General features: G+C 69.3%; 9 protein-coding genes. 4 read left to right on the top strand and 5 right to left on the bottom strand.

What is annotated here, in order from left to right; translation table 11 throughout:
* Window positions 1–2 precede the first annotated feature (2 nt).
* Complete coding sequence (locus AC5JCN_RS18095) at window positions 3–869, top strand: prephenate dehydratase (protein WP_495756480.1); 867 nt, start codon at window positions 3–5, stop codon at window positions 867–869.
* Window positions 870–1577: 708 nt separating this feature from the next.
* Here the strand turns inward: AC5JCN_RS18095 and grpE are convergent.
* Together grpE and AC5JCN_RS18085 are read right to left on the bottom strand one after the other, a co-directional pair.
* Window positions 1578–2207 (bottom strand): nucleotide exchange factor GrpE, encoded by a 630-nt coding sequence (gene grpE, locus AC5JCN_RS18090; RefSeq protein WP_495756479.1) that lies wholly within the window; start codon window positions 2205–2207, stop codon window positions 1578–1580.
* 85 nt (window positions 2208–2292) lie between these two features.
* Complete coding sequence (locus tag AC5JCN_RS18085) at window positions 2293–5103, bottom strand: [protein-PII] uridylyltransferase (RefSeq protein ID WP_495756478.1); 2811 nt, start codon at window positions 5101–5103, stop codon at window positions 2293–2295.
* A gap of 257 nt (window positions 5104–5360) precedes the next feature.
* Between AC5JCN_RS18085 and AC5JCN_RS18080 the strand changes: the two genes are divergently transcribed.
* The 3 genes from AC5JCN_RS18080 (at window position 5361) to AC5JCN_RS18070 (ending at window position 8249) form a co-directional block, all read left to right on the top strand.
* Window positions 5361–6143 carry an ATP-binding cassette domain-containing protein gene (locus tag AC5JCN_RS18080; protein ID WP_495756477.1) on the top strand — a complete coding sequence of 261 codons (783 nt, stop codon included), beginning with the start codon at window positions 5361–5363 and terminating at the stop codon, window positions 6141–6143.
* The gene (locus AC5JCN_RS18075; RefSeq protein WP_495756476.1) at window positions 6133–7170 is read left to right on the top strand and encodes an ABC transporter permease; all 1038 of its coding nucleotides are present in this window, start codon (window positions 6133–6135) and stop codon (window positions 7168–7170) included. The genes AC5JCN_RS18080 and AC5JCN_RS18075 overlap by 11 nt, the downstream gene beginning before the upstream one ends.
* Before the next feature lie 62 nt (window positions 7171–7232).
* A complete protein-coding gene (locus tag AC5JCN_RS18070) occupies window positions 7233–8249 on the top strand; it encodes a sugar-binding protein (RefSeq protein ID WP_495756475.1) in 1017 nt (338 codons plus the stop codon).
* A gap of 441 nt (window positions 8250–8690) precedes the next feature.
* Here AC5JCN_RS18070 and upp read toward each other — a convergent pair whose 3' ends face one another.
* The 3 genes from upp to AC5JCN_RS18055 all read right to left on the bottom strand — a co-directional run bounded on the left by upp (window position 8691) and on the right by AC5JCN_RS18055 (window position 11967).
* Window positions 8691–9320, bottom strand: coding sequence for a uracil phosphoribosyltransferase (upp, locus tag AC5JCN_RS18065; RefSeq protein WP_495756474.1), 630 nt, complete (start codon window positions 9318–9320; stop codon window positions 8691–8693).
* A gap of 60 nt (window positions 9321–9380) precedes the next feature.
* Window positions 9381–10643: a URC4/urg3 family protein gene (locus tag AC5JCN_RS18060; RefSeq protein WP_495756473.1), complete on the bottom strand. Its 1263-nt coding sequence runs from the start codon at window positions 10641–10643 to the stop codon at window positions 9381–9383.
* 67 nt (window positions 10644–10710) lie between these two features.
* The gene (locus tag AC5JCN_RS18055) at window positions 10711–11967 is read right to left on the bottom strand and encodes a GTP cyclohydrolase II (RefSeq protein WP_495756472.1); all 1257 of its coding nucleotides are present in this window, start codon (window positions 11965–11967) and stop codon (window positions 10711–10713) included.
* Window positions 11968–11971: the final 4 nt, after the last annotated feature.

Genomic DNA, 11971 nt, shown 5'->3' with positions numbered 1-11971 from the left:
ACATGACCGACGCCCAGCCGCTCCGCATCGCCTACCAGGGCGAGCCCGGCGCCAATTCCCACATCGCCTGCCTCGAGGTCTATCCCGACTGCACGCCGCTGCCCTGCGCCACCTTCGAGGACGCCTTCGCCGCCATCAAGGACGGCTCTGCCGACCTCGGCATGATCCCGATCGAGAACTCGATCGCCGGGCGCGTCGCCGACATCCACCATTTCCTGCCGGCCTCGGGCCTGCACATCATCGGCGAGTACTTCTTGCCCATCCATTTCCAGCTGCTGACGGTGAAGGGCGGCTCGCTGGCGACCATCAAGGCCGTCTACAGCCACGTCCACGCGCTCGGCCAGTGCCGCAAGATCATCCGCAAGCTCGGGTTGAAGCCGATCATCACCGGCGACACGGCCGGCTCGGCGCGCGAGGTCGCCGAGTGGAACGACCCGACCCGCGCCTCGCTGGCCACCACCCTGGCGGGCGAGATCTACGGCCTGGAGACGCTGGCCCACGACGTCGAGGACGAGGTGCACAACACCACCCGCTTCGTCATCCTGTCGAAGGCGCCGGCCTGGGCCGAGCCCGACAACGGGCCGACCGTGACGACCTTCCTCTTCCGCGTCCGCAACGTGCCGGCCGCGCTCTATAAGGCGCTGGGGGGCTTCGCCACCAACGGCGTCAACATGACCAAGCTCGAGAGCTACATGGTCGACGGCGAGTTCTCGGCGACGCAGTTCCTCGCCGACGTCGACGGCCACCCGGAAGACCGCCTGCTGCGCCTCGCGCTGGAGGAACTGGCCTTCTTCTCAAAGGAGGTCCGCGTCCTCGGCGTCTACCCGGCCCATCCGTTCCGTGTCGAAAGCCAGAAGGCAGCGGAATAGGCCCGCCCCGCCCCTGTCATCCCCGGCCGGAGCCGCGCAGCGGCGGAGGGGAAGGGGAACCAGGGGCGGACGGGCGCTTCCCGGCCCGTCTGAAGCACGACGGAACGAAGAGAGTCCTGGATCCCCTTCCCGGCCCTTCGGGCCGCCGGGGATGACAAGGTGGCGGAACAAGCCCGTCCGCTTCGCCCCTGTCATCCCCGGCCGGAGCCGCGCAGCGGCGGAGGGGAAGGGGACCCAGGGGCCGACGGGCGCTTCCGGCTCGTCTGAAGCACGACGGAACGAAGAGAGTCTGGATCCCCTTCCCGGCCCTTCGGGCCGCCGGGGATGACAAGGGTGGCGGAACAAGCCCGTCCGCTTCGCCCTGTCATCCCCGGCCGCAGCCGCGCAGCGGCGGAGGGGAAGGGGACCCAGGGGCCGACGGACGCTTCCGGCCCGTCTGAAGCACCGCGGAACGAAGAGAGTCTGGATCCCCTTCCCGGCCCTGCGGGCCGCCGGGGATGACAGGGATGGCGGAACAGGCCCCTCCGCCCCGCCGTGTCATCCCCGGCCGGAGCCGCGCAGCGGCGGAGGGGAAGGGGACCCAGGGGCCGACGGGCGCTTCCGGCTCGTCTGAAGCACGACGGAATGAAGAGAGTCTGGATCTCCGTCCCGGCCCTTCGGGCCGCCGGGGATGGCGGAGTGGGTCGGCCGATTGAGCTGACGTGGTTCTCAGGCCGAGCGGTCGATGCTCTCGCCGGTGCCGTTCGACGCGCCGGGTTTGGGGCCGCCCTTGGCGACGCCGACCAGGGCCGGGCGCAGGACGCGCTCGCCGATGACGAAGCCGGGCTGCACCACCTCGCGCACCGTGCCGTTGGGAACGGACGGGTCCGGGATCTCGAACATCGCCTGGTGCAGATTGGGGTCGAAGCGCTCGCCCTTCGGCTCGATGCGGCGGATGCCGTGGCGTTCCAGAGTCTTGAGGAGGTCGCGCTCGGTGAGCTCGATGCCCTCCATCAGCGCCTTCAGCGCGCCGTCCGCGGCCGCGGCCTCCTCGGCCGGCACGCTGTCCAGCGCACGGCGAACATTGTCGGCCACGGTGAGGACGTCGCGGGCGAAGTTGGTCGTGGCGTAGGCGCGGGCGTCGGCCACTTCCTTCTCGGTGCGGCGGCGGAGATTTTCCATCTCGGCCAGGGTGCGCAGCACCTTGTCCTTCATCTGCGTGTTCTCGGCGTTGAGCGCCTCGATGACGGAATGGATGTCGCGCTCGGCTCCCGGCTGGGCGGCCCCGGCCGTCGCCTCGGGCGCGGCGGCGTCCGGCGTTTCGGAAGTGTGGGCGGCGTTGGCGTGCGGGTCGGTCATGGGATCGCGGCGGTCCGTTTCGTTTTCTACGCGGGCTGGGCGGGATATCAGGCTGCAGGCGCGGAAAATCAAGTCCGCGTGAGGCTCAGCGCGCCGCCGCGCGGGCCTGCCGCGCTTGCGGCTCATGCGCGTCGCGCCCTTGCAGCACCTCCATCAGGTGTCTCCGGATGGCGGCCTGCCGGTTCGGGTTCACCACCTTCGTGCCGGTGAGGTCGGCGACGTAGAACACGTCCACCACCTTCTCGCCAAAGGTCGCGATGTGGGCGGAGGCGATGTTGAGGTTGAGCCGGCTCAGCGCCGTCGTGAGGTCGTAGAGCAGCCCGGTGCGGTCGAGGCCGGAGACCTCGATGACGGTGTGGCGGGCCGACAGGGCGTTGTCGACGACCACCTCGGGCACGACGTGGAAGGCCTTGCTGACGGGGTTTCGCTCCGGCGAGCGCGCCGCCACCGCCTCGGCGATCCGGATCTCGCCCTTCAGCGCACGCTCGATGTGCTGGGCGACGCGCGAGGCGCGGCGCAGCTCGTCCTCGTCGCGGTCGAAGGCGCGCGACACGAAGATGGTATCGAGCGCCAGCCCGTCCACCGTGGTGAAGATCTGTGCGTCGACGATGTTGGCCCCCGACGCGGCACAGGCGCCGGTGATGATGGCGAGGAGCCGCGGATGGTCGGGCGCCGCGACGGTGAGCTCGGTGACGCCGCGGAAACCGTCGGTCGCTACCTCTGTTGCGAGCGAATGCTGGTCGCGTTCCGCCTTGCGCAGGAACTGGGCGTGCTTGAGCTTGCGCGGCAGGTCGACCTTGAGCCAGTAGGCCGGGTAGTGCCGGCTGACATAGGCCTCGATCTCGGGAGCCGTCCAGTCCGGCAGCCCGCGGCGCAGCTCCTCCTGGGCCCGCAGCACGCGCTGTCCGCGGTCGGCGGCGGAGTGGCCGCCGGCCAGCACGATTTCGGTCTCCCAGTAGAGGGTGCGCAGCAGCTGGCCCTTCCAGCCGTTCCACACGCCGGGTCCCACCGCCTTGATGTCGCAGACGGTGAGGACGAGGAGCATTTTCAGCCGGTCCAGGCTCTGCACGACGTTGGCGAAGGTCTCGATCGTCTTGGGGTCGGAGAGGTCGCGGCTCTGCGCCACCGTCGACATCAGCAGGTGGTACTCGACGAGCCAGGCGACCGCGTCGGTCTCCGCCTCGGTCAGGCCGAGCCGCGGCCCGAGTTTGCGGGCGATCTTCGCCCCGGCTTCCGAATGGTCTTCCGGGCGGCCCTTGGCGATGTCGTGGATGAAGAGCGCGACGGTCAGCACCGTGCGGTTGCGGATCGAGGGCAGGATCTCGTGGGCGACCGGCAGCTCCTCCTTGAGCCGGCCATTCTCGAGGTCCGCCAGGACGCCGAGGGAGCGGATCAGGTGCTCGTCCACCGTGTAGTGGTGGTACATGTTGAACTGCATCATCGCCACGACGCGGCCGAACTCGGGCACGAAGCGTCCCAGCAGCCCGGCCTCGTTCATCCGCCGCAGCACCACCTCCGGCGCGTTGCGCGACGTCAGGATCTCCATGAACAGCCGGTTGGCGACGGGGTTCTTGCGCAGCTCCGTCCCGGCCAGCCGCAGCGAGCGCGTGACGAGGCGCGTGGCGTCGGGGTGCAGCGCCCGGTTGAGCCTGTCGGCCAGCCAGAAGATGCGGATGAGGTTGACGGGGTCGCGCTCGAACACGTCGTCGCGCACGACGCTGAGGCGGTCATTGTCGAGCACGAAGTCCTGCGTCTCGGCGATGGCCTTGCCGGAACGACGGAAATGGCCGACGAGCCGGTCCAGCATCGGCCGCGGCTTGGCGTGGCGGGCCTCCAGCGCCGCGCAGACGATGGCGGTGAGGTCGCCGACGTCCTTGGCGATGAGGAAGTAGCGCTTCATGAAGCGCTCCACCGCCGACATGCCGGTACGCCCGGCATAGCCCATGTGCTCCGCCACCTGCCGCTGCAGGTCGAAGCTCAGCCGCTCCTCGGCGCGGCCGGTGATGAAGTGCATCTGGCAGCGCACGCGCCACAGGAACTCGTCGCAGCGCTGGAAGAGTTCGCGCTCCTCCTTGTCAAAAAGCCCGGCACTGACGAGATCGCCGGTGTCCTGCACGCGGTAGACGTATTTGGCGATCCAGAACAGGGTGTTGAGGTCGCGCAGCCCGCCCTTGCCGTCCTTGACGTTCGGCTCGACGAGGTAGCGCGACGAGCCCGCGCGCGACACGCGCTGCTCTCGCTCGGCAAGCTTGGCCGCGACGAATTCCGCCGCCGTGCCCTGCACCACCTCACGGTCGAAGCGCAGCACGAGCTCCTCGAACAGCGGCACGTCACCCAGCAGCATGCGCGCCTCGAGCAGCGCCGTTCGGATGGTCATGTCACCCCGCGCCTCGCGCAGGCACTCGTCGACCGTGCGGGTGGAGTGGCCGACCTTCAGCTTCAGGTCCCACAGCGCGTAGAGGATCGTCTCCACGACGTTCTCGGACCACGGCGTGGACTTGTAGGGGAGCAGGAACAGCAGGTCGACGTCGGACCCCGGCGCCAGCGTGGCGCGGCCGTAGCCGCCCACCGCGACCACCGCCAGCCGCTCGCCGGAGGAGGGGTTCTCGACCGGGTAGAGCACCGTCGTCGCCAGCCGGAACAGCGCGCCCACGAGCCCGTCCATGAGGTCGGACAGGCGGGTGGCGCAGGCCATGCCGTCATGCTCGGCGTCGAGGAGGTCGCGGGCTTTCGCCCGCCCCTCGGTGAGGACACGGCGCAGCACCACGACCACGGCGGCCCGGCGGTCCGCCGGCTCCGGCCCGGCTGCGCCGATCGCTGCGACGACGTCGCGCTCGAGGGCGGCGCGGTCGAACACCGGCGAGGCGTGGGCCTGCTGGATGCGGGAAAGGGCCATGTTCGTCGTCCGGGGCTGTCGATCCTGCAGTGCAATGCTTTCCCGGCGCCGTCAACGCGCCGCGGTGACGGAAGTGTAGAAGCGAGTTCGTTCAGCTTTGACGGGTATCGCCGGAAATCACCGGGAATGGCGTCATAACGTGCCGAATCTGCAATCTGCCGTCCCGAAAACTGAGGTACGCACCTCTTTTCTGCTTGCGTGACGGCGCGAGAAGCCGTCTAGTACGCGCCGCAAAGGACACTGCGGACAACCGCAGGATGGCTCCGGAAAGACGGGGGCCGGGGGAGGATAGAGCGACCGTGCCGGTACTCGAACTGCGTGGCATCTCTAAGAATTTCGGAGCAATCAAGGCTCTCAGCGACGTGAGTTTCAGCCTTGAGGCCGGAGAAGTCCTCGGGCTCATGGGCGACAACGGCGCGGGCAAGTCGACGCTCGTGAAGATCATCGCCGGCAACTTCCCGCCGTCCTCCGGCGATTTGCTGATCGACGGCGAGTCGGTTCACTTCAGCAAGCCCATCCAGGCGCGCGAGAAGGGGATCGAGGTGGTCTACCAGGACCTCGCGCTCTGCAACAACCTCTCCGCCGCAGCCAACATTTTCCTCGGCCGCGAGCTGAAGCGGCGCGTCGGCCCGTTCACAGTGCTCGACCACAACGCCATGGTGAAGCGGGCGGGCGAGCTCTTCGGCAGGCTGAAGTCGGAGACGCGGCCGCACGATCTCGTGAAGCAAATGTCCGGCGGGCAGCGCCAGGCGGTGGCCATCGCCCGCACCGGCCTCACCGAGCCCAAGCTGGTGCTGATGGACGAGCCGACGGCCGCCATCTCGGTGCGGCAGGTGGCGGAGGTGCTGAACCTGATCCGGACGCTCAAGGCGGAGGGTCACGCCGTCATTCTGATCAGCCACCGCATGCCTGACGTGTTCGAGGTATGCGACCGGGTCATTGTCATGCGGCGTGGCCGCAAGGTGGCGGACAAGCGGATCGCCCAGTCCTCGCCCGAGGAGGTCACGGGACTGATCACGGGAGCGATCCATGCAGCGTGAGACCACCACGGCGGGCGCTCCCGCGCCGGGCACGACCGACGTCTCGATCGAATCCGTCGTCGGCATCAAGGAGCGCACGCCGCTCCAGAAGCTGTTCTCCAGCCAGGCTTTCTGGGTGACGATCGCCGTCCTCGCAATCTGCCTGTTCATGGGCTGGTACGAGCCTGCCTTCCGCTCCGCCGACAACGCCTACAACATCACGCGCAACTTCGCCTTCGTCGGCATGATGGCGCTGGGCATGACGGTCGTGATCATCACTGGCGGCATCGACCTGTCGGTGGGCTCCATCATCGGCGTCGTCTGCGTCGCCTGCGGGCTGGTCCTGCAGGCGGAAGGCCCATGGTGGCTTGCCGTCCTGGCGGGCCTGTTCACCGGCCTCGTTTGCGGCGTGATCAACGGCTTTCTCGTCTCCTATGTCGGCCTGTCCTCCTTCGTCGTGACGCTGGGCATGCTCTCCATCGCCCGCTCGGCGGCGATCGTGCTGTCCGGCAACCGGATGATCTACGAGTTCGGGCCGGACGGCGACTTCTTCAACAATATCGGCGGCGGCGACATCCTTGGCATCGCCAACCCGGTCTGGGTCATGGTGGTCCTGGCCGTGATCTTCGGCTTCGTACTGACGCAGACAGCCTGGGGCCGGCATCTCTATGCCATCGGTGGCAACGAGCAGGCCGCCCGCGCCACCGGCGTGCCGGTCGCGCGCATCAAGCTCCAGGCCTACATCGTCTCGGCGCTGACGGCGGCCATCGCCGGCGTGCTGGTGACCGGCTACAACGGCTCGGCCATCAACGCCAACGGCACGGGCTGGGAACTGCGGGTCATCGCCTCCACGGTCATCGGCGGCGCCGACCTCATGGGCGGCTCGGGCGGAGCCTACGGCGCCATCATCGGCTCGGCGCTCATCGAGATCATCCGCAACTCGCTTCTGATGGCCGGCGTGGACGCCAACTGGCAGGGCGCCTTCGTCGGCATCTTCATCATCCTCGCGGTGCTTCTGGAGAAGATCCGCGGTCGGAGACGCGACTGACGCACGTCCAAGGACGGGCGTCGATCGTGGGGGGTTACAAAAAGGAAAGTGGAGGAAAACACATGCTGAAATACGTGCTCAGCGCGGCCGTGGCCGCCGGCGTGATGGCTGCCGCGAGCAGCGGCGCCTATGCGCAGAAGAAGTATGTCTTCGCCCTCGTGCCGAAGAACATGAACAACCCGTTCTTCGACCAGGCCCGCGACGGCTGCAAGAAGGCCGAGAAGGAAGCCAACGGCGCCTTCGAGTGCATGTATATCGGCCCCGGCGAGCACGGCGGCGGCGAGGAGCAGGTCCAGATCGTCCAGGACCTGATCGCCAAGAAGGTCGACGGCATCGCCGTGTCGCCCGCCAACGCGGCCGCCATGGGCAAGGCGCTGGAGAAGGCCAAGGCGGCCGGCATCCCGGTCCTGACCTGGGACTCCGACCTGCTCGACAAGGACAAGGGCCTGCGCACCGCCTATGTCGGCACCTACAACTACGACATCGGCACGAACCTCGCGAAGATCGTGCAGGCGACCAAGCCGAACGGCGGCACGATCTGCATCCAGTCGGGTGGCGCGGCCGCGGCCAACCACAATGAGCGCATGCAGGGCATCCGCGACACGCTCTCCGGCAAGAAGAGCGCCAAGGCTCCCGGCGACAAGCTGACGGGCCAGGGCGGCTGGACCGAGGCGGAAGGCTGCCCGCTCTACACCAACGACGACTTCCTTGTCGCCAACCAGCAGATGGCCGACATCAACAACAAGTACCCCAAGCTCGACGCCTTCGTGCCGACCGGCGGCTTCCCGCAGTTCGCCCCCGAGGCGTACAAGAAGAACGCCGAGAAGCTGAAGGCCCGCGTCGCCGACAAGTCGCTGGCGCTCGTCGTCGCCGACACGCTGCCCGTGCAGATGCAGTTCCTCAAGGACGGCCTCTCGCTCGGCCAGGTCGGCCAGCGTCCGTTCGAGATGGGCTACAAGACCATGTTCTTCCTGAAGGACATGAAGGACGGCAAGCCGGGCCCGAAGGACCCGACCTACACCGGCCTCGACGTCTGCACCCCCGCCAACGCAGCCACCTGCATCGGCGGCGGCGCCTGATCCATCAGGATCTCCGGAACACGAGCGGGCGGGGGAAACCCCGCCCGCTTTCTTTTTGGGGGAGCAGAACCGCGGGTCTTCAGACCCGCTCGCTCCAGCCTTCATACTGACCTCATCCGCATCTCTCCCCCACCTGCGGGGGGAGATGTCGGCGCAGCCGACAGAGGGGGGCCTTCCGGTTTTCCCGGCGCCGTGGGTTCCCCCCTCCCTACCCTCCCCCGCGGGCGGGGGAGGGTTTCCGCGCCCTTTCTTCGTCGGGCACGGGAGCAGCAGCGCGTCCCTGCATTGGGGTCCGACCTTCCGCAGACCGCTCCGCAACTCTCCCCCGCCATGCGGGGGAGATGTCGGCAACGCCGACAGAGGGGGTCTATGGCCTTTAGAAAACTCCCCCTGTCCCACGCAGGCGGGAGAGGCTTCCGCGCGGCGACGCCGGGAGCGCCCCTACCGCGTCCCGTACATCCGGTCGCCGGCGTCGCCGAGGCCGGGGACGATGTAGCCATGGTCGTTCAGGCGCTCGTCGACCGCCGCGGTCCAGATGCGCACGTCGGGATGCGCCCCGTGCAGGCGCGCGATGCCTTCCGGCGCCGCGAGGAGGCAGACGAAGCGGATGTCCTTGGCGTCGCGCTCCTTCAGCCGGTCGATGGCGGCGACGGCGGAGTTGGCGGTGGCCAGCATCGGGTCGATGACGATGACGAGGCGGTCGGCGATGTCGGACGGGGCCTTGAAGTAGTACTCCACCGCCGTCAGCGTCTCGGGGTCGCGGTAGAGCCCGATATGGGCGACGCGCGCCGACGGCACGAGGGAGAGCATGCCGTCCAGCATGCCGACGCCGGCACGCAGGATCGGTGCGAAGACGAGCTTCTTGCCGGCGATGGTGGGCGCCATCATCGTCGTGATCGGCGTCTCCGTCTCGACGAGTTCCAGCGGCAGGTCGCGCGTCACCTCGTAGGCCAGCAGCATGCCGATCTCGTTGAGCAGCTGGCGGAACCCCTTGGTCGAGCGCTTCTTGTCCCGCATCAGTGTCAGCTTGTGCTGCACCAGCGGGTGGGACACGACAGTGACGCCTTCCATGGGTCGAACCTTTGCCGGAGACGGGGTGAGTGCGGGCGATCCTAGCAAGCCGGGACGGCGTCAGAACACCGTTCCGTCGCTGACCACCGTGATCGGCGGCCCGCCATCCACGCGTTTCTGCCTGGCGGCGCGCCGCCCGGCCGCCCAGGTGCCGCCTTCCAGCGCCTTGGCGAGCGGAAAGGCCTCCGGGGTCTGGCCCAGCGTATGGCGCACGATGGCGGCGACATCGTCGAGCAGCGCGACGGTGAGGGCGCGCCACTCCACCACCAGCGTGCCGCCGACGGGCTGCGGCCGCGCCGCCTCCTCCGGGTCCTTCGGCACGAGCACGCCGGTGTCGACGAAGAGCCCGCCATTGCGGTACTCGGCGAGCCCGGTCAGCCCGTCAATGCCGGCCACGCCGATCCCTGCACCCTGCAGCGGCTCGATCAGCGAGTAGGCGAGCCACTGCGACAGCTTGTGGAACGGCACGAGGCCGTTGGTGGCGTCGGCCGTCACCAGCGACGGATGGCGCCACGTGTCGCCGAGATCGACGCCGCCGAGGGAGATGCGGCCCGGCCAGATCGGGCCGAGATGCTCCAGCAGCGCCTCGAGGATCGCCGTTGCCGGCAGCACGCCACCGCTGGCCTGCGCCGCGAGGTGGTCGAAGAGGCCGCCGGGGCGCGGATCGTCCGCCCGGCCGAACACGGCGGGGTTGGCCGCCACCGTCTCGCCCAGCCGGCGCATCAGCGCGGCGCGGCCGGCGAGGCCGAGCAGCGGATTGTCCGGGCCGGCCTGGAAGCCCGCCGCCAGCGCCGCCTCGTCGAGTGCGGAAAGCTTCGCCGCGTCGGCGCGCAGCGGGTCGGCGGGCCGGGCGGAGAAGCCTCCGGCCGCCAGCATGTCGAAGCTCGCCACCCCGAGCCCCTCGGAGCGGGAGAAGGTCTCGCCGCTCGCCGCCTCCGTGTAGCGCCAGTCCGCTCCTGCACCGGCGTCGAGCAGCACGCTGACGATGGCGAAGTCGAAGGCCGCGCGGGCCTTCGCTGCCGTGGAGGGCCAGACGGTCGCACGGTCGAGCGTCGCCCAGCGGTCGAAGCCCCCGGCGGCGAAATGGCGCCAGCGGGCGTGGAAGGGAACGTCGAGGGTGGGGTAGTTGAGCCGGATCGTGTCGAGCACGAAGTCGGCGCAGCGCAGCAGGCGCCCGGAATCGACCTCGAAGTGCGGCAGCTCGCCGGCGATGCCGAGGTCGAGCAGCCGATGGGCCCGCTCGCGCACGGCGGAGGCGGTCAGGAGGCCGCGGGCGAGCCTGGCCTCGCCGGTGTCGGGTGTCGCGGGGTCTGGTGCGGCCATCTCGGCGTGCCGGGATCCTGGGGAGCGTCGTCCTGCCGCGACGGGGTGGCCCGGCGCCTGCCGCCTGTCAATAGCGTTCGAGCGGACGGCCCACGGTGTCCTTGAGCGTTTCCCGGTCCGGCGCCCCGCCGGGGGCGTAGTAGCCGGCCGCCTTTTTCGCCTCCATTTCCACCGAGGCGTCGGGCGGGATCAGCTCGTCGGGGATGGGCACGCGCTCGCCGATCTCGATGCCGGCGCCGGTCAGCGCCTCGTACTTCATGTTGGACATCGACACGAAGCGGTCGACCCGCGTGATCCCGAGCCAGTGCAGCACGTCGGGCATCAGCTGCTGGAAGCGCGCGTCCTGCACCCCGGCTACGCATTCGGTTCGCTCGAAATAGGTGGCGGCCTGGTCGCCGCCCTCCTGCCGCTTGCGGGCATTGTAGACGAGGAACTTGGTGACCTCGCCGAGCGCCCTGCCCTCCTTGCGGTTGTAGGCGATCAGCCCGGCGCCGCCGCGCTGCGCCTCGCGCACGCATTCCTCGATGCCATGCACCAGATAGGGCCGGCAGGTGCAGATGTCGGAGCCGAACACGTCCGAGCCGTTGCACTCGTCGTGGACGCGGCAGGTCACCCGCCGCCGCGTGTCGGACAGCGCGGCGGGGTCGCCCATGATGTAGAGCGTCGTGCCGCCGATGGGCGGCAGGAACACCTGCAGGTCCGGCCGCGTCACCAGTTCGGGGAACATGCCACCCGTCTGCTCGAACAGCGTGCGGCGCAGGCCCGTCTCCGTCGTGCCGAAGCGCTCGGCGATGCCGGGAAGGTGCCAGACGGGATCGACCGCGACCTTGGTGACCGCGATATCGCCATTGGCGTGCAGGACCGTCGCGTCCGACTTCAGCCGCTTCGCCTTCATCGCCTGCCGGATCTCGGGCAGCTGCAGGCGGGCCTTGGTGATGGCGATGGTCGGGCGGATGTCGGTGCCCCCCGCGATCGCCTCGGCGAATACCTCACCCGCCATGTGCCCCCACGGATCGAGCGAGACGATGCGCCCCGGCTCGCTCCATTGCGGATGCGGGCCGATGCCGACGACCGGGTGCGTGTTGTGGAAGTCGGGGCGCACCATCGGGTTGAGCGCGCCGGCCGAGACTGCCAGCGCCCGGTACATGGCGTAGGCGCCACCATGGGCGCCGATGACATTGCGGTCCCCCGGATTGGTCACCGTGCCGATCACCGGCCCGCGCTGCAGCGGGTCCGCGGCGCCCCAATGCAGCTGCCGGCGCGCCCGCGCTCCCTGCTCGGGGTGCGAGGTGAGGCGGATATGGGTGGAGCGGTTCTCCGACATGGGA

Source organism: Alsobacter sp., assembly GCF_059501845.1.
The sequence above is the reverse complement of the archived record's forward strand: the minus strand, read 5'-3'. Positions and strand labels throughout refer to the sequence as shown.

Bases quoted from the DNA above. Each gene is read 5' to 3' on its own strand.
- AC5JCN_RS18095 (WP_495756480.1), top strand. From the start codon at position 3: ATGACCGACGCCCAGCCGCTCCGCATCGCCTACCAGGGCGAGCCCGGC.
- grpE (WP_495756479.1), bottom strand. From the start codon at position 2,207: ATGACCGACCCGCACGCCAACGCCGCCCACACTTCCGAAACGCCGGAC.
- AC5JCN_RS18085 (WP_495756478.1), bottom strand. From the start codon at position 5,103: ATGGCCCTTTCCCGCATCCAGCAGGCCCACGCCTCGCCGGTGTTCGAC.
- AC5JCN_RS18080 (WP_495756477.1), top strand. From the start codon at position 5,361: ATGGCTCCGGAAAGACGGGGGCCGGGGGAGGATAGAGCGACCGTGCCG.
- AC5JCN_RS18075 (WP_495756476.1), top strand. From the start codon at position 6,133: ATGCAGCGTGAGACCACCACGGCGGGCGCTCCCGCGCCGGGCACGACC.
- AC5JCN_RS18070 (WP_495756475.1), top strand. From the start codon at position 7,233: ATGCTGAAATACGTGCTCAGCGCGGCCGTGGCCGCCGGCGTGATGGCT.
- upp (WP_495756474.1), bottom strand. From the start codon at position 9,320: ATGGAAGGCGTCACTGTCGTGTCCCACCCGCTGGTGCAGCACAAGCTG.
- AC5JCN_RS18060 (WP_495756473.1), bottom strand. From the start codon at position 10,643: ATGGCCGCACCAGACCCCGCGACACCCGACACCGGCGAGGCCAGGCTC.
- AC5JCN_RS18055 (WP_495756472.1), bottom strand. From the start codon at position 11,967: ATGTCGGAGAACCGCTCCACCCATATCCGCCTCACCTCGCACCCCGAG.